Here is a 24,241-nt window from a genome sequence, read left to right as displayed (position 1 = left end):
TACTACTATTTAGAAAAAAGTAATTTTAACCTTTTAAATCTTGTATCGCTTTTTTAGGACGTGACAATATTATTTTTTAAGTTCTCCGTCAACCAATCTCCATATATTCAGCGGATTATCCGCCTTCAGTTCATCAACTAATAAGCTATCAGGGAAGTTCTGATAACAAACTGGTCGAGTAAAACGAGTAATGGCCATCGTTCCAACCGAGGTACTTCTCGAATCAGTTGTGGCAGGGAAAGGCCCTCCGTGTACCATTGCGTGCGAAACCTCAACGCCTGTCGGGAAACCATTAATCAAAATTCTACCAACTTTCTGCTCCAAAATCTCAATCAAATCGGCATACTCAGCCAAATCTTCGGGCGTTCCGTGAACGGTTGCTGTTAAATGTCCCGTTAAACTTTGAGCTGCTGCTAACAATTCATCTTTTGTATTTGCTTCTACAACCAAACTTGTTGGTCCAAATATCTCTTCGGACAAATGAGGATTTTGCGTAAAATCTTCAATCGAAGTATGGAAAATGATAGGCTCTACGGCAGTAAAACCTTCGGGTGCTTTTCCTACTCCTATTATTTTCGTATAATTTTTAGTATTTTCAATGCCTTTTACATACGCATCCCGTATGCCCGTTGTGAGCATTACGCCACCTGTACTGGTGTTGGCGTGTTGTTCGAGAGCAGCAATAAATGCTTCATTTTTTTGCAATAAAAGCATCCCTGGATTTGTACAAAACTGCCCAACGCCTAAAGTAACCGAACCCACAAAGTTCTGTGCAAGTGTAGCACCATTAGATTCGAGAATACGAGGAAGAACAAAAACAGGGTTTACACTTCCCATTTCGGCATAAACAGGAATTGGCTCAGGGCGAGCGGCAGCGGCATCATAAAGAGCTTTTCCCCCTTTATAAGAACCCGTAAAACCGACAGCCTTGATGCTTGGGTGCTTTACTAAGGCCAAACCTATTTCGTGACCATCATCAAACAATAATGAGAAAACTCCGTCGGGCATATTAGTTGCTTCAGCAGCTTTTTGAATAGCTTTTCCAACCAGTTCTGATGTCCCTAAATGAGCAGGGTGAGCCTTAAATATAACTGGGCAACCAGCTGCCAGTGCTGAGGCAGTATCTCCACCCGCTACCGAAAATGCCAAAGGGAAATTACTTGCACCAAAAACACCCACAACTCCAAGCGGACGCTCAACAGAACGAATATCTGGGCGTGGCAATGGCTGGCGGTCAGGCAAAGCAGTATCTATTCGAGCATTTACCCAAGAGCCGTCTTTTAGTAATTGAGCAAATAAACGTAGCTGACCAGTTGTACGTCCACGCTCGCCCATTGCTCGTCCTTGTGGAAGACCAGATTCGGCAATATATCTTTCAATGAGTGCATCGCCTAAGTTTTCTATTTCTTCGGCAATTTTCTCCAAAAACTCGGCTTTTTGTTTGCCTGATTGTTTTCTATAAATTTGAAAAGCCTTTTCTGCTTTTTCGGCAGCAAGGTCTAATTCCTCAATTGTTGCTTTATAAAATAATGGAGCGAGAGTTTCGCCATTGGCGGGATTAATGGCTTGAATGGCTACTGTTCCTTCCGAAAAAGTTTCAAATCCAATAATGTTTCTTCCTGTAAGTTGCATTTAAAGGGGCTAATAATGAGTTAAAAAAAGAGAATAAAAGCGTTATTTACTTCATTTCAATGGTATTAACGAGTGTACCGATGCCTTCAATAGTTATTCTTACCACATCGCCTACTTCGAGCGTAAAGTCATCGTGCGGAACAATGCCTGTACCTGTCATTAGGAAACAACCTTGTGGGAACGACATCTCACGGAATAGATATTCTACCAAATCGGTATGTTTGCGTTTCATACGATTGATTTCGATAGAATCAGTAAAGAGTGGAATATCATAGCGAGATATTTCGAGACTTATCTTCGTATCGGAGTCTATCGGTTTATCGAAAATTGCAATACATGGCCCAATTGCAGCACTTTTATCATAAGATTTTGCTTGCGGCAGATAAAGAGGATTTTCTCCTTCTATATCTCTCGAACTCATGTCGTTGCCAACGGTATAGCCCGAAATCTGACCTTTTGAATTGATAAATAACGTAAGTTCTGGCTCTGGCACATTCCATTTTGAGTCTTTTCTGATTCTTACGGCTTGCCCAGACCCCACTACACGTTGTGGTGCTGATTTAAAAAATAATTCTGGACGTTCGGCATCATACACTCTATCATAAAAATTATCGCCACCCGCCACTTTCGATTCTTCCATGCGTGCATTACGGCTACGCAAATACGTAACGCCCGAAGCCCAAACCTCTTGCGACTGAATTGGTGCTTGTAATCCATTATCTATCAAAGATTTATATTCGGCAGCGGCAGGTAATAATTGGATTTCTCGCTGTAACTCAAAAAACAAATCTTCACGATTAATAAATAAATCCCAATCTGTGTGTCGAGAGATGTAGTATTGACCATTATGTTCGATAACGAACCCCTGTACAGTTTTATAGATTTTCATGAGGTTGAATGTGCAATAATTAGAGTTCAATATTAATCAAAAAGAAGCATATTCGGTGTCTTTTTCTGACTACTTTTTTCTAAAAACCGATTTAGAAAATGAATGACAACCAAATTTTTCAAAAAAAGTTTGGAAATATAAACGAAAGTAAATTTCTTTGTCATAGAAACTGTTCGCATTTAGCGAATATTCGCAATAAGAGAATATTTTATAATGAAAAATAACACTGTTCTTGTCATCCCAATTATTCTTCTACTCGTCTGAAAAGAGTGGAGAAGGGTTTGCTATGAACAACAAAAGCCTTCTTCACACCGAGTGAAGAAGGCTTTTTCACTATCAAATGAGTATTTATAACTATTCAATAAAGTTTTAACTCGAAAATATGGAATTAAATAAATTCAGCCGCACCCTTACGCAAGAAGTTCATAACCCTGCTGCCAAAGCTATGCTTTATGGTATTGGCTTGACAGAAGAAGACATGCAGAAAGCTCAAATCGGTATCGCAAGTACTGGTTATGAAGGAAATACCTGTAATATGCACCTCAACGGCTTGTCTGTTCACGTGAAAAAAGGTATCCAAGAAAACGGAATGGTGGGCTTAATTTTTCATACAATCGGGGTTTCGGATGGTATGACAAACGGCAATAATGGTATGAGTTATTCATTACCAAGCCGTGATATTATCGCCGATTCGATTGAAGATATTGTAGCTGCTCAATGGTACGATGGCGTAATTGCGGTAGTTGGTTGTGATAAAAATATGCCTGGGGCAATGATGGCGATTGCTCGTTTGAATCGCCCAGCAATGTTGGTTTATGGTGGAACGATTCGTACTGGATTGTATAAAGGCAAAAAACTTGATATAGTGTCTGCTTTTGAAGCATTAGGACAAAAATTTGCTGGCACAATCTCAGACGAAGACTACGAAGGAGTTATAAAAAATGCCATCCCAGGAGCGGGTGCATGTGGTGGTATGTACACTGCCAACACAATGGCATCGTCGATGGAGGCAATGGGCTTAACTTTACCTAACTCTTCAAGCTACCCAGCAACACACGAAGGCAAAAAAGCCGAGTGTATAGCAATCGGTGCTGCCATGAAGAATATGTTGGAGAAAAACATTTGTCCACGTGACATCATGACTCGTAAGGCATTTGAAAACGCTATGACGATGGTAATGGTTATGGGAGGTTCAACGAATGCAGTTCTTCACTATTTGGCCATTGCAAGTGCAGCAGGTGTAGATTTTACGCTAAAAGATATTCAAGATATTTCAGACCGTACGCCATTAATTGCCGATTTGAAACCATCGGGGAAATATTACATGGAAGATATGCTCGCAATCGGCGGTGTGCCTGCTTTGATGAAATATTTGCTCAAAAAAGGCTTCATTCACGGCGATTGTATGACTATTACAGGCAAAACAATTGCTGAAAACTTAGAGGACGTACCAGATTTAGATTTTGAATCACAAAAAATTATTCAACCAATAGAGTCTCCAATCAAGCCAACTGGTCACTTACAGATTCTTTATGGAAATCTGGCTGAAGGCGGAGCAGTGGCAAAAATCACAGGAAAAGAGGGAGAAAGATTTGAGGGAATTGCCAAAGTTTGTGAGCGTGAAGAAGAAGTAATCGAATACTTAGAAAAAGGAGAAATCAAGGCGGGTCACGTAATTGTCATTCGTAACGAAGGCCCTAAAGGTGGCCCAGGAATGCCAGAAATGCTTAAACCAACTTCAGCTGTTATGGGTGCAGGTCTCGGAAATAGTGTAGCGATGATTACTGATGGACGTTTTTCGGGTGGTACACACGGTTTTGTAGTTGGACATATCACACCAGAGGCTTTTGAGGGTGGCACAATCGCTTTGGTAAAAGATGGCGATAAAATCACGATTGATGCCGTTGATAATAAATTGATTCTGCACGTTTCAGACGAAGAACTTGCCCAACGTAAAGCTGCATGGAAACAAATTCCATCAGAACACACAAGAGGCGTACTTCGTAAATATATCAAAAACGTAAGTTCGGCCAGCGAAGGTTGTGTAACGGACTTGTAAGAAATACGGAGTACAGCAAACCAAATAAAAAACTTCATCCTAAAATATCTCAGACGATATGGGAAATTTACTCGAAATCGAATTAAAGCAAGAAACACTTGTAGCACCCACTCAAGAGAAAGAAGGTCAAACTTTTCTTTCGGGAGCTCAAGCCATGATGGAGTGTTTGCTGGCTGAAAGTGTAGATAATATTTTTGGTTATCCAGGTGGGGCAATTATGCCTACTTACGATGCCCTTTATGATTATATAGATAGAATAAAACACACTTTGGTTCGCCACGAACAAGGTGCAGGTCATGCGGCACAGGGCTATGCTCGTGTGAGTGGACGCACAGGTGTTTGTTTGGTAACCTCTGGCCCTGGTGGTACGAACCTTATCACGCCAATTGCCGATGCAATCATTGATTGTACACCTTTAGTTTGTATTGTCGGTCAAGTAAAATCAAATTTATTAGGAACTGATGCTTTCCAAGAAACCGATATGATTGGTGTAACGACGCCAGTTTGTAAGTGGAATTATCAGATTACCGACCCCAACGAAGTGCCAGAAATCATGGCAAAGGCTTTCTTTATTGCTAAGTCAGGAAAGCCAGGCCCAGTAGTGATTGATTTTGCTCGTGATGCTCAAGCGGCAAAAATGACGAAACCATTTGTCTATAAAAAAGTAGAAAAAATGGTAAGTTACAGCCCACGTATTGTGCCAAAACAAGACCAAATAGAAAAAGCAGCAGAGCTTATCAATAAAGCAAAACGTCCTTATATTTTATTCGGACACGGAGTTTTGATTGCTGATGCCGTTCAAGAATTGCTTGATTTTGTTGAAAAAACGGATATTCCTTGTGCAAGTACATTACTTGGGCTTTCGGCAATGCCAAATAATCACCCAAATTACATGGGTTGGTTGGGTATGCACGGAATGTATGCTCCAAACGTAATGACTGACGAGTGCGATGTTTTGATTGCAGTTGGTATGCGTTTCGACGACCGTGTGACGGGAGATTCTACCAAATTTGCTCCACAAGCTCGCATTGTTCATATAGAAATTGACCCTTCAGAAGTTGATAAAATCAAAAAAGCCGAAGCTCCAGTAATCGGAGATGCCAAAGAAGCCCTAAAAATGCTCATGCCTTTGGTGAAAAAAGGTGATTTTACTGGCTGGAAAAACGAATTCCGTAAACTTGATGTAAAGGAATACGATAAAGTGACACTTCGTGATTTAAGCCAAGAAGGCAAAATCAAAATGGCAGAAGTGGTAGCTTTACTTTCGGATAAAACTAATGGTGAGGCTTGTATCGTAGTTGACGTTGGTCAGCACCAAATGGTTACGGCACGCTATTACCAATTCCGTAAACCAAACTCATACATTGCTTCTGGCGGACTCGGAACTATGGGCTTTGCAATTCCTGCATCGTTTGGTGCGAAAGTCGGAGCTCCAGACCGTGAAGTGGTCGGAATCATCGGTGATGGTTGCTTCCAAATGACCATTCAAGAACTCGGAACAATTGCCCAAAGTGGCTTGGCCGTAAAGATGATTATCTTGAATAATAATTTCTTAGGAATGGTGCGTCAGTGGCAACAATTATTTTTTGATAACCGCTACTCATTCGTAGAATTACAAAATCCAGATTTTATTACAATTGCTCGTGGTTTCGGAATTGACGGACACACTTGTTCGGAAAGAGAAAATCTAAGCGATTCATTGGATAAAATGTTGGATTCTAAAAAAGCCTACTTACTCGAAGTTATCGTAGAAAAAGAAGAAAACGTGTTCCCAATGGTTCCTGCAGGAACGAGCGTGAGTGAGATTCGACTCGAATAAGGCATTTTTGGACTACTTGGCATAAAAATTAATTGTTTTAGTCAAACATCTTAAATAATTTGCCTTCTTATTTTGCAAAATTATACACTGTCAACAAGAAAATATGAAGGAAAATACCATATCGTTCGATACGATTATCAGTTCAATTGAAAAAAACATAGAGAAATATATCTTATCGGGCAGCTTTTGGAAATGGAAGGCTTTGTTTTTAACAGTCGGAATTACGATTACTTTTTATATACTTTTAAACACAACCCCATTTTATCAACGTTACAAAGGCTTTTATTTACACGCAAAGGGGGTTTCGCATACTGAATTAGTTAAGCAAGGCTATAATTGGTATTATTGGTATTTTTTTCAAGATTTAGCCAAAGAGCCACTTAAAAAACGCAATATAGGCTATCAATACCATGAGTGCAACATGGTTTATCGCTTGGCAGTGCCGATGTTGGCTCGTATAACAGGTTTAAATACTTTTGGACTTTTTGGCGTACAATGGCTATTGGGCTTTGCTCAAATCTTTGCTCTAATTTCTTTAATATATTCTTTGACTCGAAGTAGATTAAACGCTTTTTATTTTGCTTTAGGGGCTTGCGGAATCTATTATGGTAATGGTTTTTTGTACGATGTAACTGGTTTTACAGATAGTTGGGTGTTTTGTTTAATTACGCTGGCTATTTATACCAGAAACCCTCTGTTGATATTCTTATTCACTCAAATTGCCTTTTGGACAGATGAGCGAGGACTTATTAATTCAAGTTATGTATTTCTTTGGTGGCTATTTATCGAAAGTTATACTTTTGATTTCAAGAAAGCCCTCCAAAACAAACAACTTTGGGCGTTAGTGGCTTCTTGGGTAGTTTATTTGGTAGGAAGATTCACGATAATGTCATTGTATCATCTTGAAATTCCCTTAGAAGAAGGTTCTGCAACGGGATTTGTTGTAATGAAGGAAATGTTTGGTTGGTTCAATTCTTCTATTTGGAGGGGTTATGAGGCATTTGTAATATTACCAATTTTAGGGTTTTATTTATTATATAAGAAGCAAAACTATATCGCTTTAGGTCTGATATTGATTAGTTTTATTATTACAATGGTAGTCACATTTATGACACTTGATACGATGCGAACGATGTCGTACGGCGGCTTAATATTTGTGATTTTTATTCGACTTTTTAAGGATAATTTTTCAGAAAAAGAGCTAAGATATTTTTTAGCCTTTTTAGCAATAATCAATATTATCAGTCCAAGTTTCTATTAAAGAAAGCAAATGACAACATACACTATTTGCGTATTTACCGAAAATAGCATCGGATTACTCAACAAAATCACAATCATATTTACCCGTCGCAGAATCAACATCGAATCTTTGACGGTTTCGGAAACTGAGCGTAAGGGTATTTCTCGTTTCACTATCGTTATCAAACACGAAAAACGTGAGGAAGTAGAAAAACTCGTACGCCAGATTCGTAAAATCATCGAAGTTTTAGCTGTGTTTGGCTATCTCAACGAAGACATTGTTTATAACGAAATCGCTCTTTTCAAGATTTCTACTCCACTCAATGGCAAATCTGTTGATGTAGAAACCATCAATAAGGTTTATAAAGCATGGGTAGTTTATTGGGGACTCGACTACGTAGTCATCGAAAAAACAGGTACTGAAACTGAAATTTTTGATTTCTTCAGGTATATAAAACCCCACGGAATCATCGAATTCGTTCGTTCGGGCAGAGTGGCAGTAGGTAAAACCCCTCAAGGACTAATCGAATATTTACCAGAAGAAATTACCGAATGGGAGTATTATTTGTAAATTTGTCGATTAAAAAAGCATAAAAATAAATTTTAGTTGTCGCATTCAATAAAACAAATTCAATAAAAATGGCAAAATTAAATTTCGGCGGTGTTGAAGAAGAAGTAGTAACCCGTGAAGAGTACCCTCTCGAAAAATCAAGAGAGTTCTTGAAAAAACAAACTATTGCAGTAATTGGCTACGGTGTACAAGGCCCAGGTCAAGCAATGAACATGCGTGACAATGGTTTCAACGTAATCGTTGGACAACGCCCTGGTAAAACTTACGACAAAGCCGTTGCTGATGGTTGGGTTCCAGGTAAAACTCTTTTCAGCATCGAAGACGCATTGAAAAAAGGTACAATCATCTGTTTCCTTTTGTCAGATGCAGCTCAAATTGCCTTGTGGCCAACAGTGAAACAATACCTCAAAAAAGGTAAAACTTTATATTTCTCTCACGGTTTCGGTATCACTTATAGCAAAAAAACTGGTATCAAACCACCTAAGAATGTTGACGTAGTTTTGGTAGCTCCAAAAGGTTCGGGTACTTCACTTCGTCGTTTATTCGTTGAAGGAAAGGGTCTTAACTCATCTTTCGCTGTTTACCAAGATGCTTCGGGTCACGCTCGTGAAACGGCCATCGCAATGGGTATCGGTGTAGGTTCTGGTTATTTGTTTGAAACAGATTTCTACCGTGAAGTAACATCTGACCTTACTGGTGAGCGTGGAACTTTGATGGGTGCTATCCAAGGTATTTTCGCTGCTCAATACGAAGTATTGCGTGAAAATGGTCACTCTCCATCAGAAGCTTTCAACGAAACTGTTGAAGAATTAACTCAGTCATTGATGCCATTAGTTGCAGAAAACGGAATGGATTGGATGTATGCCAACTGCTCTACAACTGCTCAACGTGGTGCGTTAGACTGGTGGAAACCTTTCCACGATGCTACAAAACCTGTTTTCAAGAAATTGTATCAAAGTGTGAAATCACAAAAAGAAGCTACTCAGTCAATCACTCGTAACTCTGAGCCAGATTACCGTGAGAAATTGGAAGTTGAATTAGCTGAACTTCGTGAGTCGGAAATGTGGCAAGCAGGTAAAACTGTTCGTAGCTTACGTCCAGAAAGAAACTAATTTTTGTAAGGAAGGCTTCGCTTTGAGCGAAGCCTTCCTTTGGAAGCATTTCATAAATATACAGAAAGCACAGGGGCAAAATCTCTGTGCTTTTTGTATATTTGAATTTCATAAAATAAGCCTTCATCGCATGACCAAAATAAAGTCAGAAATCATATTTCCTGATTTAGACAATATCTATCTCGCTGCCGAGCGTCTGCAAGGTGTGGCGGTTCATACGCCATTGATGCACAATCTGAATCTTTCGGAGCGTTATGAGGCAAACATTTACCTCAAGCGTGAAGATTTGCAGGTGGTTCGTTCTTACAAAATCAGAGGAGCTTATAATAAAATGGCTGCTCTACCGAAAGAACAACTTGAAAAGGGGGTAGTGTGTGCCAGTGCGGGCAATCACGCACAGGGGCTTGCCTATGCGTGTAGGAAATTGCAGGTAAAAGGCACAATCTTTATGCCCACAACTACGCCTGCTCAGAAAATCAAGCAAGTTGGTATGTTTGGGAAAGAGTTTGTAAAAATCGAACTCGTTGGTGATACTTACGACGATGCTTATTATGCCGCAAAAAAATATTGTGAAGAGCAAAACGCCACTTTCGTGCATCCGTTCGATGACTTGCAGGTAATGGAAGGACAAGGAACAGTAGGCTTGGAAATCTTCAAAGACTCTAATTTCAAAATTGATTATTTGGTTTTTGCTATCGGTGGTGGTGGGTTAGCTTCGGGAGTTTCGACGGTTTTTAAACAACTTTCGCCCAAAACAAAACTTGTTGCTGTAGAACCACTTGGCTCGCCAACTATGAAAACAGCCTTAGAACAAGACCAAGTGGTTACGCTCGAAGAAATCGATAAATTTGTAGATGGAGCGGCCGTAAAACGTGCAGGAGATTTGACTTTTCAAGTGTGTAAACAAAATCTCAATCATGAAATTTTGCTCATTCCCGAAGGAAAAGTTTGCTCCACGATTCTTCAACTTTATAACGAAGAAGCCATCGTAGCCGAGCCAGCAGGGGCTTTATCGGTTTCAGCTCTCGACTTTATAAAAGATGAAATAAAAGGAAAAAATGTGGTCTGTATCATCGGTGGAGGAAATAATGACATTACTCGAACCGAAGAGATAAAAGAGCGTTCGCTACTTTATGAAGGGTTAAAACATTACTTCATTATTCGCTTTCCACAACGTGCTGGGGCTTTCAAGACTTTCTTGAATGATGTACTAAGTCCGACCGATAATATTGTATTTTTTGAATATTCCAAGAAAACCGCTCGTGAACGTGGACCAGCATTAGTTGGTATCGAATTGAAACAACAATCTGACTTTCAGCCGCTTATTGAACGCATGAAAGAGAACAACGTTCAGTTTGAATATATCAATGACAAACCCGAAATTTTCGAGTTTTTGATATAGTTTATTCCAAAAAGCATAATAAAAGAAGGGCTTTCATTATCTTTGCACCGTGAAAGCCCTTATTCTGATTCAATGTATCTACTTTTTATAGCATTATTTCTTGTTTTTCTTTGGCAAATTCATCGGAATACTTCGTATATTTCTGAAAGCCTCAATGATTATCTAATCAAGTTTTTTGTTGGATTGGTTTCTTGTATTATTCCAACAGGCTTCCTTCTGTCTGAACTCAATCAGATAAGCCATGCTGTATCGTGGGGTATTGGCGTAAACGTTTTAGCTTTTTTGTTTTATTTCTTTTTCACGAAAATCTCCGAAAATCTCCAATATTCGCTTATAAATTCACTTAAAACACTTCCCAAAAACCTATTTGATATTTGGCAAAAACAAAGTTTTTTAGGGAAATCAGTATTTGGAATCTTAGGAACTGGCTTACTGATTGTAAGTATTTTAAACTTAGGAATGTTTTTCTTGACTTATCCCAACGAATGGGATAGCATGACAGGGCATTTGGTAAAATGTGCTTTATACCTCCAAAATGGCAACATGAATCGCCTACAAGGTACTACTTGGACAATTGATTTTTACCCAAATTCGTTACCAACTTTACAGATGTTTGGCTTTCATCTTTTTGGCGAACAAGGTTTTAAAGTAATCCATTATTTATCATATTGGATGTTTGCTATTTCAGCTTACGGGATAGCTTTCAGAATAACCCAAAATAAAGCAGCATCTCTGCTCGTTTTTGTGCTTACAGCTTTACTTCCAACGGCTTTAGTACAAGCAACAACTACCGAAACCGATATCGTTTTGTCAGCCTATTTAGGTTGTTTAACATACTTCATGTTTTCGTTTAAAGCCAACCCATCTCGCCTCAATGTTTCGCTCATTGCACTGATAGCAGGTATCTGGATTGGTCATAAAGTTACCTTCTTGCTTATTGCTCCTGCGGCAGTAGTTGTGGCATTTCACACGGTGTTGCTGAAAAAGCAGTTCTACCAGCACATCAAGCTATTTATTGTGGCATTTATAGCCGCAATTGGCATTTATGCCTTACCAACTGGTTATATCGGTAATATAAAAGAATCGAAGAAATTTAGCCTCGGAAGCCTCTCTGCTCCCGAAATGGTGATGCAATGGCACGGTGTTGAACATTATACAGGTAAAGAAAAAATCAAAAATTTAGCCTTCAATATTGGAAGATATTCTTCTGATTTTTTGAACATGGATGGACTTAGGAGTTCTCCTTTCGGCAAAAAGCTAAATGATATTGTGCGATGTTGGCCAAATAAAGTCTTAGGAAAGTTAAACCTCGAAGGCGAACACTTTACTGTTGTTTCGTATTTTTCATTTGAACATCCAGTAAGATTTTATCTCGAAAGACCTTTTTGGGGATTTATTGGCTTTGGTCTGATATTGCCAATCATGGTCGTTTTAGGTTGGAAAGTTTTACGAAGTTTTAAGAAATTAAGTAGCGTTGAAAAAAGCCTTTCAGTACTTGCTTTTGCAGCGACACTACACTTTTTGTCACTGTGTTATTCAGCACCTTACGACCCCATCAAGGCTCGTTATTTTCTAAATATGGCTGTTTGGTGTATGCCAATGCTTTCTTTGGTTAGTTTATCATGGCTACAAAAAAAATCTACTTTTAATAAGGTTTTTCTTATAATTATTAGCTTTTTTATTGTTATTTCGGCAATACCGACAATTCTCTATCTACGTATTCATCCTGTTTTTGAAGCTAAAAATATATTCAATTCAAATCGTTTAGAACAGATTACCATAGGTCGGCCAAATATTTATGAAGCCTATAAGAAATTCGACGCACTCGTACCAAAAGATGCAATCGTAGCCCTTGGAACTCAACAAGAGCATGAAGACTTTGAATACCCACTTTGGGGCGAAGAATTCAAAAGAAAACTTATTCCAATTCATCCATTCAGAAGTGCAGTAAAACCAATTCCTGCCGAAGCACAGTATTTATTTTATTCAAAAGGGGTTATTCCTTATCAATCAGGTGATATTCAGCTCAACTCTATTAGTAACAAATCGCATACAACTGTCAATGATAGTGAGTTTTATTTAAGAAAGTTAACCCCTAATCCCTAAAGAGGGGGCAAATACAATGATAAAAGATATAGTCAAAAATAGAATTAATATTAACTCCCCTTTAGGGCAATCCGATGGGTCAGCGGGGCTTGTACTTGGCATCATGCAGCCCTATGTTTTTCCATACATCGGCTATTTTCAACTCATTAAAGCAGTTAATAAATTTGTGGTGTACGATGACGTAGCGTTTATCAATAAAGGGTGGATAAACAGAAATAACATTTTAGTGAATGGCAAAGCCTCCATGTTTACGATTCCATTAGTTGGAGCAAGTCAAAACCGACTAATTAGAGATATTGAGGTAGATAATTTGGCGGCTTGGAGTAAAAAGTTTTTAAAGACTATTGAGCAATCTTACAAAAAAGCACCGTTTTATAAAGAAGGTTTCGAGATAGTAGAGCACGTTTTCAGCTTGCCTGTTGTATCTATTGCAGAGTTGGCAACCTCAAGTTTAAAAGAAACTTGCAAATATTTAGGCATAAAGACCGAAATCGTAGAAAGTTCAACGATTTATAACAACCAAGACCTAAAAGCTCAAGGCCGAATTTTGGATATTTGTTTGCAAGAAAAAGCTAATCACTACATCAATCCAATTGGTGGAATGGCCATCTACGACAAACAACTTTTTGCGGATAGCGAAATCTTACTTAATTTTATCAAAGCAAAGCCCATTCAATACAAGCAATTTAATAAAGACGGAGCATCTTTTGTGCCGTGGCTTTCAATCATCGACTTACTGATGTTTTGCTCCGTCGAAGAACTCAACGAACATTTAGATAAATTTGAATTAGTCTGATAAGTCGATAGACCACAGGCGACAGTCCAAAGTAGTGTTTTAAATTCTAAAAACTAAAAATAGAAATGGCAAAAGTAGTAGTTTTCGGTACGGAACTGGTGGCAGAATTAGCCCATTATTATCTCACAAATGATTCAGAACACGAAATCGTAGCATTTACTGTCAATAAAGAATATATCAAAGAAGATACTTTCTGCAATTTGCCAGTTGTGCCATTTGAAGACGTAACTACCCTTTATCCACCTGCCGACTACAAATTCTTTGCCCCTTTGAGCGAGCGTAAAATGAATATGATTCGTGCAAAAGTTTATGGTGAAGCCAAAGAAAAAGGTTATTCTTTTATTTCATATATTAGTTCAAAAGCTACAGTTTTGACCGACCAAATCGGCGAAAATTGTTTTATTTTGGAAGATAATACGATTCAACCATTCGTAAAAATCGGAAACGATGTTGTACTTTGGAGTGGTAACCACATCGGGCATCACAGCGAAATCAAAGACCACGTTTACTTTACTTCTCACGTAGTTTTATCGGGTCGTTGCGTAGTTGGCGAATACTCATTTTTTGGTGTAAACGCAACGATTAGAGACGGCTGTACGCTTGGCGAAGGTACACTCGTAGCAATGGGGGCAAACGTAACCAAAGCCAAAACTGACTCTTGGAGCATTTGGAAAGGTAATCCAGCCATCAAATCTGAAGTGTCGAGCAAAGACATTAATTTATAATAAAATGTAGATAGCTTTTAAAAACCGCTCAAAAACTCGAACTTTGGGCCTTAATCTTTGAATATTTCTGATAATGAATCAATTTTTTGACCAACTGATTTGCCCAAAAACACATACAAAGCTTGTTTTATCGGCCGATGGCAAAACCCTCAATAATACTTCAACCGAAGAACCCGTAAGCTACGACGTAAACGACATCGTTGATTTGGTTTACCCAAGAGAGCTTTTCGAGCAAGACCGCAAAGAACAAGTAGCCTACAATGACGCTCACGCTCGCTATGACCGTGGGGTTTCATGGGTTTTTGAATCACTCCATGCCAATGAAGCTGCTACTCGTAAGCAAATGATTAGCTTATTGAAACTAAAGCCAGGGATGAAAGTCCTTGAAGTTGGGGCAGGAACTGGTAAAGATTCAGCTTTTATTATTGATAAAATCACCCCAGGTGGACACGCAGTTTTGTCTGATTTATCTCCAGCCATGTTGAGCCACGCAAAAGAAAAGTTTGCTGATAAAAAAGACGTTACGATTGATTATTTCATTGGAAATGGCTCTTATCTGCCATTTGAAGATAATTCATTCGATGCACTTTTTCATTTCGGAGGAATCAATACTTTCTCAGAAAGAGCGAAAGCATTTGAAGAATTCAACCGTGTAGTAAAAGTAGGCGGAAGAGTAGTTGTTGGTGATGAAAGCGTAGGTGCGTGGCTTCGTGACCAAAAAACCTATCAAATCTTGATGGATGCTAATCCAATGTTTGCTGATTTAGTTCCAATGCAAGATTTGCCGAAAAACATCAAAGACGTAAAACTCCAATGGATTTTCGGTAATGGCTACTACGTGCTTGACTTTAAGAAAACTAAAAAAGCTCCAACGGTAAATGTAAATCTTCAAATTCCAAACAAAGATTTTAAAGATAACTGGAAAATCAGAGCAGAGAGAAATCGTAAGAAAAAGTAACCCACAACCCCAAAAGGTGGAGGTGTTAATTATACCGAAAATAATGAGTAATATAGATAATAAAGAATTAGTTAAAACTGGGGGCGTGTGGCAAAAGAAAGGCCTTGTCTATAAACCCGATGGTAGTTTATCGCATAGCCGTTCGCATGCTCAAGTACCTTATGCGTACAAGCACAAAGATTTTCTGAGGGTTTATTTCTCTTCAAGAGATGATAACGGGTATTCTCGCCCAACATTTATTGATGTTGATTATGACGACCCAACGAAGATTCTTTACATCCACGATACTTTTGTATTGGATTTAGGAGGTCCTGGCGAGTATGATGAAACAGGTGCAATGCCTTCGTGGTTCGTACCGCAAGCAAATGGAGATATCTGGTTGTATTATACAGGTTGGAACAGAACTCACAACTCATACCGCCTCTCAATGGGACTTGCCGTAAGTACCGATGGTGGCTTGAGTTTCAAGAAAATGTTCCGTGGCCCAATCATGGACCGCTCTATTCATAATCCAATTTGGGCTGCACAACCTTCGGTGATGTTTGTTAATGGAAAATGGATGATGTGGCATATTTCGGGTCAAAAATGCGAGTATATTCACGATTATCCTGAGCCTTTCTATGATTGTCGAGTTGCAGTTTCCGATGATGGTATCAATTGGACTCCAACGGGTGACGTTGCTCTTCCTTTTGATGATTTCCTACATGCTGTGGGTCGTCCGAGTGTATTTCACGAAGATGGTATTTTCAAGATGTATTACTCTTATCGTCATACCCGAGATTATCGCACCGACCGTAACCAAAGTTATCGTCTGGGCTACGCTGAGTCGATTGATGGTTATAAATGGGAGCGTAAAGATGATTTAGTTGGTATCCATAAATCAGAAAATCCAGCCGATTTTGACTACCAAATGATAAATTATGCTCACTGCTATGAACATAATGGCAAGAAATATTTGTTATATAATGGTAATGGTTTCGGAGCAGCAGGTTTTGCCTACGCTGTTTTAGAAAAATAAATACAAATAGCTGACCGATGTCATTCTTTTCTGAGCGGCTCAAAGGCTAAATTTGCACAGTAATAAAGCAATGTTTACCATGAAAGAACAATTCAACAAAGACGGATATATTATTATCAAAAACTTCTTTTCAAAAGAAGAAATTAATAAAATTTACACCGAAGCACGTAGTCTTTTTGCTCTGCAAATAGAACGAGTTTTGGGCAAAAAAGTTGACATCAACGACCGTGATACTTTCGAGCAAGCCATGTTCGATTTATTCGAGGCTGATTTTACAACTTTTGTAAACACAGGAAAGCAGGCACAACACCTGATTTCGTTGCATCACCTCGGTACTGACCCTAAAATCATCAATGTGTTGAAAGATTTAGGTTATGAGTTCCCGATGATTGGTGTTCGTCCTGCGATGCAATTCAACAGCCGATATTTATCAAAAGGTGGTAGTCACTGGAAATTGGGTGCTCACCAAGACTGGAGAACTGGTCAAGGTTCACTTGATAGTATCGTAATGTGGTTTCCGATGGTTGATTGTGGTGCCGATTTGGGTGCTTTACAAATAGTACCAGCGAGCCATACAATCGGTCTATTGAAAGCAGATACTTCGGGTTATTTAGGAAGTATTCAAGAGGCTATTCCAGAAGAAGACTATGTACAAACTCAATTTGAAGTGGGTGATTTATTAGTGTTCTCGGCATTCTTAGTTCACCGTTCGGGTGAAAATATCACTAAAAACATTCGTTGGTCGATTCAGTTACGTTATAATAATATGGCAGAGCCGACCTTCAAAGAAAGAGGTTTTCCGATGCCATATATCTACAAACCAGAAGAAAACTTGGTAACTCCTGACTTCCCGAAAAAAGAACAACTCGAAGAAGTTTTCGCATAAATTTTGTGGAGCGAACATTTTGTTCGCCCCACATAAAAGCAAAGCGTATCAAATTAAGAATAAAACCATTATTTCAGATGGGACTTCTTGATTTGATACGCTTTTTGTGTATTTTCGCCGTTATAGTTTGTCATATAAGATTTTTATTAAAAAAATATTTTTTAATAAATTAAATTATGATAAAATATTATATCTTTCAACCTTAATTATGATGTACTAAAATAAATAATTTTTACCTTTGTGAAATATTTTTATTTTAGCGAATCAAACCAAAAACTACGACAATAATGGAGCAACAGATTATTTCAACTGACCCTATTGCTTACGAGAAGATTCCAACCAAGATTTTCAAAGACTCAAAAGATGCCTCTAAAGCGGTAGCACTTGAAATTGCTGAGTTAATCAGAGAGCGTCAACGCCAAAACCGCAATTGTATTTTGGGTTTAGCCACAGGGTCGTCTCCTAAATCAGTATATGCCGAGTTAATCAGAATGCACCGTGAAGAGGGTCTTAGCTTTAAAAATGTAGTTTCGTTTAACTTAGACGAATACTATCCAATGGAGCCAGACTCGTTGCAGAGTTATGTGCGTTTCATGAAAGAGCAACTCTTCGACCACGTTGATATTCCAAAAGAAAACTACTTTATTCCTGACGGAACTGTTCCGCTCAATAAAGTAAAAGATTTTAGTGAAGAATATGAGCGTAAAATAGATGCCGTTGGTGGCTTAGATTTTCAATTATTGGGTATCGGTGCAAACGGACACATTGGTTTCAATGAGCCAGGTTCGTTAGTAAATTCTCGTACTCGTCTGATGATGCTCGACCACTCTACTCGTGTGGCTGCTGCTTCTGATTTTGGTGGAAGTTTGGTAAAAGTACCAAAGAAAGCCATCACGATGGGGGTTTCTAAAATCCTAAGTGCTAAAAGAGTAGTTTTATTGGCTTGGGGTGAAAGAAAAGCACCAGTAATTGCTGATGCAGTTGAGGGGCGTGTGACCGAGACGATTCCAGCCTCTTACTTACAAACTCACCCAAATGCTATGTTTGTCATTGACGAACGTGCTGCTCATGAGCTTACTCGTATGCGTACGCCTTGGGTTGTTGAAGACGTTGAGTGGACAAGTAAGATGGTTAAGAAGGCAGTTACGAACTTGGCCCTTACGCTTAATAAACCAATCTTGAAATTGACCAACAAAGATTATAACGATAACGGTCTAAGTGATTTGTTGGCTCGCCACGGACAAGCGTATGACCTAAATATTGATGTATTTAATCAATTACAACATAGTATTTCGGGCTGGCCAGGTGGAAAACCTAATGCTGATGATACCAACCGCCCAGAAAGAGCATTACCAGCCAATAAACGTGTAATTATTTTCAGTCCACATCCAGATGATGATATTATTTCAATGGGTGGAACATTCCAACGTTTGGTTGACCAAGGCCACGATGTGCATATTGGCTATCAGACGTCTGGAAACATTGCCGTTGCTGATGATGAAGCCATCCGTTTCATTGACTTCGTAGTTGATTTCAATGAGAAATTTGGTATTGAAGGAAAAGAAACACAAAAACTCTTTGCTGATGCAAAAGAATTTTTGAAGAATAAAAAAGATAGCGATGTTGATACCGATGCAGTAAGATACGTAAAAGGTTTAATTCGTAGAGGAGAAGCGAAGGCTACTTGTCGTTTTGTAGGTATTCCAGAAGAAAATGTTCATTTCATGGATATGCCTTTCTACGAAACAGGACGTATCGAGAAAAAGCCATTGGGAGAAGATGATGTTGCGATTGTAGCTAATTTAATTGAGTCAATCAAGCCTCATCAAGTATATGCCGCTGGCGACTTAGCTGACCCACACGGTACTCACAAGGTTTGTTTAGATGCTATTTTTGCGGCCGTTGAGCAACTTAAACACAAAAACTTCATGAAAGATTGTTGGGTTTGGTTGTACCGTGGGGCTTGGGCAGAGTGGGATATTCACGAAATCGAAATGGCAGTACCGATGTCGCCCGACCAAGTTCTACAAAAACGTATGGGTATCTTCAAGCACCAATCACAAAAAGATGGTGTGGTGTTCCAAGGAACAGATGCTCGTGAGTTTTGGCAACGTGCCGAAGAGCGTAATAGCGGAACGGCTCAACTTTACAATAAACTTGGTTTGGCCGAATACGAAGCTATGGAAGCTTTTGTTAGATGGAAATTCTAAGAAAATAAATAATAAAGATAAGAAAATAGCCGATTGCGAGTGCAATCGGCTATTTTCTTATGATACAGTAAAGACTAATTTTACGAATAACGGAAAAACTATTCTAACTACTGTTGACTGTCGTCTGTCGACCGTGGACTACTCATTACAAGTGAATAACCTCACCATAAGCAGCGGCAGCCGCTTCCATGATAGCTTCTGACATGGTTGGGTGTGGGTGAACCGACTTGATGATTTCCATACCTGTTGTTTCGAGTTTACGAGCTACAACGGCCTCGGCAATCATTTCGGTTACGTTATTTCCAATCATGTGGCAACCTAACCACTCGCCGTATTTAGCATCGAAAATAACTTTTACGAAACCTTCTGGCACACCACCAGCTTTTGCCTTACCCGATGCCGAGAATGGAAACTTACCAACTTTGATTTCGTAACCCGCTTCTTTGGCTGCTTTTTCAGTATAACCTACTGAAGCGATTTCTGGCGAACAATACGTACAACCTGGGATATTTTTGTAGTCAAGTGGTTGTGGGTGGTGACCCGCAATTTTCTCAACACAAATAATACCTTCAGCCGATGCTACGTGAGCCAATGCTTGTCCTGGCGTTACGTCACCAATGGCATAATATCCTGGGATATTCGTTTCGGCAAAGCCATTTACCAAGATTTTGCCTCTGTCAGTAGCGATACCTACATCCTCTAAACCAATATTTTCAATATTTGCTACGATACCCGCTGCTGAAAGAACAACATCCGTTTCGATTTTGATTTCGCCCGATGGAGTCTTAACAGTTGATACACAACCGCTTCCTGAAGTATCCACTTTCTCTACACTTGAACTTGTGTAGATTTCGATACCCATTTTCTTGTAGATTTTTGCTAATTCCTTAGAAATATCTTCGTCTTCTACTGGAACGATGTTTGGCATAAATTCTACGATGGTTACTTTCGTACCCATGCTCGCATATACATACGCAAACTCAACACCGATGGCACCCGAACCCATCACCAACATCGAAGCTGGTTGTTTTTCGAGGCTCATAGCTTTACGGTATTCGATTACTTTTTCACCATCAAGCGGCACGTTTGGCAATTGTCTTGCTCTTGCACCTGTTGCAATGATGATGTGCTTTCCTTCTACGTCAGTTTTTTTACCTTCGGCATCAGTAACTTCTACTTTTTTGCCCGGTTTTACTTTTCCGTAACCATTGATTACATCAATTTTATTTTTCTTCATCAAGAAAGTTACGCCTTTGCTCATTCCTTCAGCCACACCACGAGAACGTTTAATAACTGCTTCAAAATTTGCATTGGCTTCGCCAACTTCAATACCATAATCTTTTGCGTGCTTGATATACTCAAATACTTGAGCCGATTTTAACAACGCTTTTGTTGGAATACAACCCCAGTTGAGGCAAATACCACCTAAATTTTCTTTTTCGATGATGGCTGTTTTCAAGCCTAATTGTGATGCACGAATAGCAGCTACATAGCCGCCAGGCCCACTTCCAAGTATAACAACGTCGTATTGTGCCATAAAATGTTTCTTGTTAATTGAAAACTCGGTGCAAAATTAGACAAAATAGCTGATACTCAAAAGGTAGGGCAGAATATGTTAGAAATGAGGCAGAAAAGTATTGAGGATAAACAACTTTGTAGAACAATTTTCCAAATTGTTAGATTTGGAGTATGAACAATTTAGAAAATTGTTCTACAAAGTTTCAATTAAGTAGCCGTTCGGTCGAATATCTATTCAATCTTTGTGTTAGCCGTTTTTAAACCTGTATGTGAGAATACTGTTTTTATTTTTGACATTTGTTTATATAAATTTGTGTAAACCTATTTCCTTACAAGACATGAAAAATCGCACACTCTTATTCTTCATTTTAAGTATCCTTTGTTTTAGTTGCTCAAAAGAGTACATAGAACCTGTTATTGATTCAGATTTACAAACCTATTATGATTCTTTTTTAAAAGAAGCCCAAAGCAGAAATATAACCATTTCAGGAACTGGGGGATTTGTTTTGAAATTTGGTTCGGCGAATGGTGGAATAGCTCGTACTTACCCTGCTGAAAATAAAATTGTTGTTGACTCTGTCAGATGGAAAGATGTAAGTGCTTCGGAGCGAGAATTTACAATGTTTCATGAATTTGGTCATCTGTTTTTGAAAAGAGGGCATAATATACGCACTCTTCCTAATGGTGAGTTTAAGTCAATGATGCTTACCTACGAAGCCAATAGTAATGTCGAAAGTATCCATCTTTACTTAGGTGTTCGCCGAAAATACTATATTGATGAATTATTCGATGAAAATACAGCTATTCCTGAGTGGGCAAATCTACAATTTGACCCATTTCCACTGACAAGTTCTACTCGAAAGTTAGTGGCATCACAAGATTTTGACGAATCAAAAGAATTAAGCACTTATTTAGACCAATTCCCAAATACACAATTCAAAATACCAGAAAAAGGTATTTTAAATGTCAAATTGCCCAAAGGCGATGGTTTTAGTTTAGTGCCAGACAAAATAATGGAAATGGCCAGTGTATTGCCAGCAAAGAGGAATGATTTCATGAAATCAAACAATTATGAAATAGAATTCCGTTATCGACTCAAATCTGGAACCTTCAAATACTTGTATTCTCCGAATATCTATCAAAATTATGCTATCTTTTCGCATACTTTTAATCCTATTTCTTACAGAGTTCTCTCATCTTTTTTCTATTTCCGTTTTAGTAATTACACCATCAATAATGATTTTAATACCATAAGGTTAGTAAGAAAAGGGGATTTCTGGAGTGTATATCTGAACGACAAACATCTATTTTATACAGATGTTTGGTCTGCCGACCAAGCTAATCAACTAATATTTGCCATTGCTGGTGATGAAGAAAACGCAGAATTTGACCTTGATTATTTTAGACTATATGAACTCTAATATAAAAAACTTCATTTTTTTCTACTTTTTCTTGGCAATTTCTGCCCAAGCACAAACCTTTTTCCCTGACGAAAAACTATTTTTGCGAGTTCAAAATGATGTTTTTTCTCCAAAAGACACCGTATTTTTTTCGGTAAAAATCGTTTCCGATACCATACCGAGCAAAGTGATTTATGTTGAACTCATTTCGCCCGACCACAGCCTATTTGCCGAAAAAGTTTTGAAAAACGACGAAAACGTAGAAAGTTTTTTTGTCCTCCCTGCCGACAGCGGCACATTCACATTGCGGGCGTACACGAACTACTTGGCTGCTTTTGGAAGCAAAGCTATTTTTCATAAAAGCATCAAAGTTGTTAGCACAAAAAACGCTTTGCCTGAAGAATATCCAAAAATCGAAATCGGCGTAGAGAGTGGTATGTTGGTAGATAAATTGCCTGCAAAGGTTATTGTCAGCACCGAAAAAATGCACCAAAAAGGAAAATTGATTGATGAGGCGAATAACAAAATAGCAGATTTTGAAACAAATAAGGCAGGGTTAGCTGAAATCCCCTTTGTGCCGATGCAAAATCGTAATTACCGAATTTTGTTAAATTTTGCCGAAAACGATGTACGATATTTTGCCTTGCCCGAAGTGAAAAGTTTCGGAACTACGATGAATGTTTTTCAAAAAGACTCTTTGATTATAACCAAAATTTATAGTAGTCAAACTAATGCCGACAGTCTTTTGCTGGTGATTCGGTTAGGCGACCGCATTTTTGATTCTCGTTTTTTCAAAAAAAATGTGGTCAATACCATTAATTTCCCAATAAAACTTTTGCCAAAAACTCTTTTGACTTTTGAGGTTTTTAATGACCAAAATCAACGACTGGCCGAAAGACTTTTTGCGAATTTTGATACTGAAACTTTAAATTTTGATGCTGAAAAACACTTTTTTGATTTAGATTTTTATTTGAATCAGAAAGTTTCGCCATCAATTTTAACAAAAAGTGATTTGAATAATTACTTGGTTTTACGAACTGCCAAGAGTTTTGATATCAAAACATCTTGTAATAAAGAAATGAGTTTAGCAAGAACAGGTGTAGCTCTTGATGAAAATAAGATTTTGCTAAGAAAAACAGACTTGGTGGTAATAGGAAACTCAAAAACCTTTGGGATTCGTACTTTGAAAACCGACTCTTTGGGGCATTTTACCATTACAAATATTGAAGATGAGGGGATTTTGGAATTAAAAATTCAAACTTTTGACAATAAACTAATTAACGTACATTGGTTGCCAAGACCAATTCCACCTTTTCAGAATGATATAGCTCTGAAAAATTCAGATATTAGCAATTCAGGAATCGAAATGCCCTTTATTGATGGCAAGCTACTGGATGAATTGATTGTTAAGGGAAGAAGGAATTACGAAAAAGCCCAAAGACGGGCAGGAATTACATATCCTTATCCTGAACGCACCATTCTTGGCAATCAAATTATGGAATTAGCAGCGGCATCAGGCGATGTTTTAGATGCTGTTCAAGGTAGTTATGCAGGAATTTCATTTAGATATGACTTCCAAACAGGTATTAAAACAGCTTACAGAAGAGGTGATGTTATTGCAATTTTTGTTGATGGCATTAAAAAGGAATTTGGCTTACCAAACATTGAAATGGTTGAAAAAATTGATATTTTAAAGACTGCTATTCATATTTATACAAAGTCGTTCTTTGAGGTTTTTGGAGAGAATAATGGTAAAAAAGCTTTTGATGGAAATGCCATATTAAAGGGATTTGATAAAAAAGAGCTATGAAAATCGAAGTATGACAATTTGAAACATTGTCCTAATTTGAATTTTTGGCATAAGATTTGACTTATTTCGAGAAATTCTTGTAGCTTTGCGT

18 protein-coding genes are annotated in these 24,241 nt (G+C 38.4%); 15 read left to right on the top strand and 3 right to left on the bottom strand.

Going from position 1 to position 24,241, the window contains the following annotated elements:
* Positions 1–69: 69 nt before the first annotated feature.
* A complete protein-coding gene (locus IEX65_RS17055) occupies positions 70–1,632 on the bottom strand; it encodes an aldehyde dehydrogenase (NADP(+)) (RefSeq protein ID WP_188767588.1) in 1,563 nt (520 codons plus the stop codon).
* A 46-nt stretch (positions 1,633–1,678) separates the two neighbouring features.
* The gene (locus IEX65_RS17050; RefSeq protein WP_188767587.1) at positions 1,679–2,521 is read right to left on the bottom strand and encodes a fumarylacetoacetate hydrolase family protein; all 843 of its coding nucleotides are present in this window, start codon (positions 2,519–2,521) and stop codon (positions 1,679–1,681) included.
* A gap of 382 nt (positions 2,522–2,903) precedes the next feature.
* On the opposite strand from IEX65_RS17050, the gene ilvD reads away from it, so the two are divergent.
* The 13 genes from ilvD (at position 2,904) to nagB (ending at position 19,422) form a co-directional block, all read left to right on the top strand.
* Positions 2,904–4,580, top strand: a complete 1,677-nt coding sequence (gene ilvD, locus IEX65_RS17045; RefSeq protein ID WP_188767584.1) for a dihydroxy-acid dehydratase — start codon at positions 2,904–2,906, stop codon at positions 4,578–4,580.
* Positions 4,581–4,638: 58 nt separating this feature from the next.
* Positions 4,639–6,399, top strand: coding sequence for a biosynthetic-type acetolactate synthase large subunit (gene ilvB, locus IEX65_RS17040; RefSeq protein ID WP_188767582.1), 1,761 nt, complete (start codon positions 4,639–4,641; stop codon positions 6,397–6,399).
* Between the two features lie 103 nt (positions 6,400–6,502).
* Positions 6,503–7,660, top strand: coding sequence for a hypothetical protein (locus tag IEX65_RS17035; RefSeq protein WP_188767580.1), 1,158 nt, complete (start codon positions 6,503–6,505; stop codon positions 7,658–7,660).
* Between the two features lie 9 nt (positions 7,661–7,669).
* Positions 7,670–8,209 (top strand): acetolactate synthase small subunit, encoded by a 540-nt coding sequence (gene ilvN, locus IEX65_RS17030; RefSeq protein WP_064197814.1) that lies wholly within the window; start codon positions 7,670–7,672, stop codon positions 8,207–8,209.
* 68 nt (positions 8,210–8,277) lie between these two features.
* A complete protein-coding gene (gene ilvC / locus IEX65_RS17025; protein ID WP_188767579.1) occupies positions 8,278–9,321 on the top strand; it encodes a ketol-acid reductoisomerase in 1,044 nt (347 codons plus the stop codon).
* 130 nt (positions 9,322–9,451) lie between these two features.
* Positions 9,452–10,723: a threonine ammonia-lyase gene (ilvA, locus tag IEX65_RS17020; protein ID WP_188767577.1), complete on the top strand. Its 1,272-nt coding sequence runs from the start codon at positions 9,452–9,454 to the stop codon at positions 10,721–10,723.
* Positions 10,724–10,795: 72 nt separating this feature from the next.
* Positions 10,796–12,829, top strand: a complete 2,034-nt coding sequence (locus IEX65_RS17015; RefSeq protein ID WP_188767575.1) for a hypothetical protein — start codon at positions 10,796–10,798, stop codon at positions 12,827–12,829.
* 16 nt (positions 12,830–12,845) lie between these two features.
* Positions 12,846–13,625, top strand: coding sequence for a WbqC family protein (locus IEX65_RS17010; RefSeq protein WP_188767573.1), 780 nt, complete (start codon positions 12,846–12,848; stop codon positions 13,623–13,625).
* 65 nt (positions 13,626–13,690) lie between these two features.
* A complete protein-coding gene (locus IEX65_RS17005) occupies positions 13,691–14,350 on the top strand; it encodes an acetyltransferase (protein WP_188767571.1) in 660 nt (219 codons plus the stop codon).
* 73 nt (positions 14,351–14,423) lie between these two features.
* Positions 14,424–15,308 (top strand): class I SAM-dependent methyltransferase, encoded by an 885-nt coding sequence (locus IEX65_RS17000; RefSeq protein ID WP_188767569.1) that lies wholly within the window; start codon positions 14,424–14,426, stop codon positions 15,306–15,308.
* Positions 15,309–15,393: 85 nt separating this feature from the next.
* A complete protein-coding gene (locus tag IEX65_RS16995) occupies positions 15,394–16,326 on the top strand; it encodes a glycoside hydrolase family protein (protein WP_188767616.1) in 933 nt (310 codons plus the stop codon).
* A gap of 79 nt (positions 16,327–16,405) precedes the next feature.
* Entirely contained in the window at positions 16,406–17,212 is an 807-nt protein-coding gene (locus IEX65_RS16990) for a phytanoyl-CoA dioxygenase family protein (protein WP_229235524.1), read from the top strand.
* A 287-nt stretch (positions 17,213–17,499) separates the two neighbouring features.
* On the top strand, positions 17,500–19,422 hold the full coding sequence (gene nagB, locus IEX65_RS16985; protein ID WP_188767567.1) for a glucosamine-6-phosphate deaminase: 1,923 nt from the start codon (positions 17,500–17,502) through the stop codon (positions 19,420–19,422).
* A 145-nt stretch (positions 19,423–19,567) separates the two neighbouring features.
* On the opposite strand, the gene lpdA is transcribed toward nagB, so the two are convergent.
* On the bottom strand, positions 19,568–20,959 hold the full coding sequence (gene lpdA, locus IEX65_RS16980; protein WP_188767565.1) for a dihydrolipoyl dehydrogenase: 1,392 nt from the start codon (positions 20,957–20,959) through the stop codon (positions 19,568–19,570).
* A gap of 319 nt (positions 20,960–21,278) precedes the next feature.
* On the opposite strand from lpdA, the gene IEX65_RS16975 reads away from it, so the two are divergent.
* Together IEX65_RS16975 and IEX65_RS16970 are read left to right on the top strand one after the other, a co-directional pair.
* Entirely contained in the window at positions 21,279–22,361 is a 1,083-nt protein-coding gene (locus IEX65_RS16975; RefSeq protein ID WP_188767563.1) for a hypothetical protein, read from the top strand.
* The gene (locus tag IEX65_RS16970; protein ID WP_188767561.1) at positions 22,351–24,150 is read left to right on the top strand and encodes a hypothetical protein; all 1,800 of its coding nucleotides are present in this window, start codon (positions 22,351–22,353) and stop codon (positions 24,148–24,150) included. The genes IEX65_RS16975 and IEX65_RS16970 overlap by 11 nt, the downstream gene beginning before the upstream one ends.
* Positions 24,151–24,241: the final 91 nt, after the last annotated feature.

Source organism: Emticicia aquatilis (assembly GCF_014644295.1).
Taxonomy (GTDB): domain Bacteria; phylum Bacteroidota; class Bacteroidia; order Cytophagales; family Spirosomataceae; genus Emticicia; species Emticicia aquatilis.
The sequence above is the reverse complement of the archived record's forward strand: the minus strand, read 5'-3'. Positions and strand labels throughout refer to the sequence as shown.

Coding starts and splice junctions, on each gene's coding strand:
- nagB (WP_188767567.1), top strand. CDS start 17,500: ATGGAGCAACAGATTATTTCAACTGACCCTATTGCTTACGAGAAGATT.
- IEX65_RS16990 (WP_229235524.1), top strand. CDS start 16,406: ATGAAAGAACAATTCAACAAAGACGGATATATTATTATCAAAAACTTC.
- ilvA (WP_188767577.1), top strand. CDS start 9,452: ATGACCAAAATAAAGTCAGAAATCATATTTCCTGATTTAGACAATATC.
- IEX65_RS17010 (WP_188767573.1), top strand. CDS start 12,846: ATGATAAAAGATATAGTCAAAAATAGAATTAATATTAACTCCCCTTTA.
- IEX65_RS17050 (WP_188767587.1), bottom strand. CDS start 2,521: ATGAAAATCTATAAAACTGTACAGGGGTTCGTTATCGAACATAATGGT.
- IEX65_RS16975 (WP_188767563.1), top strand. CDS start 21,279: ATGAAAAATCGCACACTCTTATTCTTCATTTTAAGTATCCTTTGTTTT.
- IEX65_RS17000 (WP_188767569.1), top strand. CDS start 14,424: ATGAATCAATTTTTTGACCAACTGATTTGCCCAAAAACACATACAAAG.
- ilvC (WP_188767579.1), top strand. CDS start 8,278: ATGGCAAAATTAAATTTCGGCGGTGTTGAAGAAGAAGTAGTAACCCGT.
- ilvN (WP_064197814.1), top strand. CDS start 7,670: ATGACAACATACACTATTTGCGTATTTACCGAAAATAGCATCGGATTA.
- lpdA (WP_188767565.1), bottom strand. CDS start 20,959: ATGGCACAATACGACGTTGTTATACTTGGAAGTGGGCCTGGCGGCTAT.
- ilvB (WP_188767582.1), top strand. CDS start 4,639: ATGGGAAATTTACTCGAAATCGAATTAAAGCAAGAAACACTTGTAGCA.
- IEX65_RS17015 (WP_188767575.1), top strand. CDS start 10,796: ATGTATCTACTTTTTATAGCATTATTTCTTGTTTTTCTTTGGCAAATT.
- IEX65_RS17035 (WP_188767580.1), top strand. CDS start 6,503: ATGAAGGAAAATACCATATCGTTCGATACGATTATCAGTTCAATTGAA.
- IEX65_RS17005 (WP_188767571.1), top strand. CDS start 13,691: ATGGCAAAAGTAGTAGTTTTCGGTACGGAACTGGTGGCAGAATTAGCC.
- IEX65_RS16970 (WP_188767561.1), top strand. CDS start 22,351: ATGAACTCTAATATAAAAAACTTCATTTTTTTCTACTTTTTCTTGGCA.
- IEX65_RS17055 (WP_188767588.1), bottom strand. CDS start 1,632: ATGCAACTTACAGGAAGAAACATTATTGGATTTGAAACTTTTTCGGAA.
- ilvD (WP_188767584.1), top strand. CDS start 2,904: ATGGAATTAAATAAATTCAGCCGCACCCTTACGCAAGAAGTTCATAAC.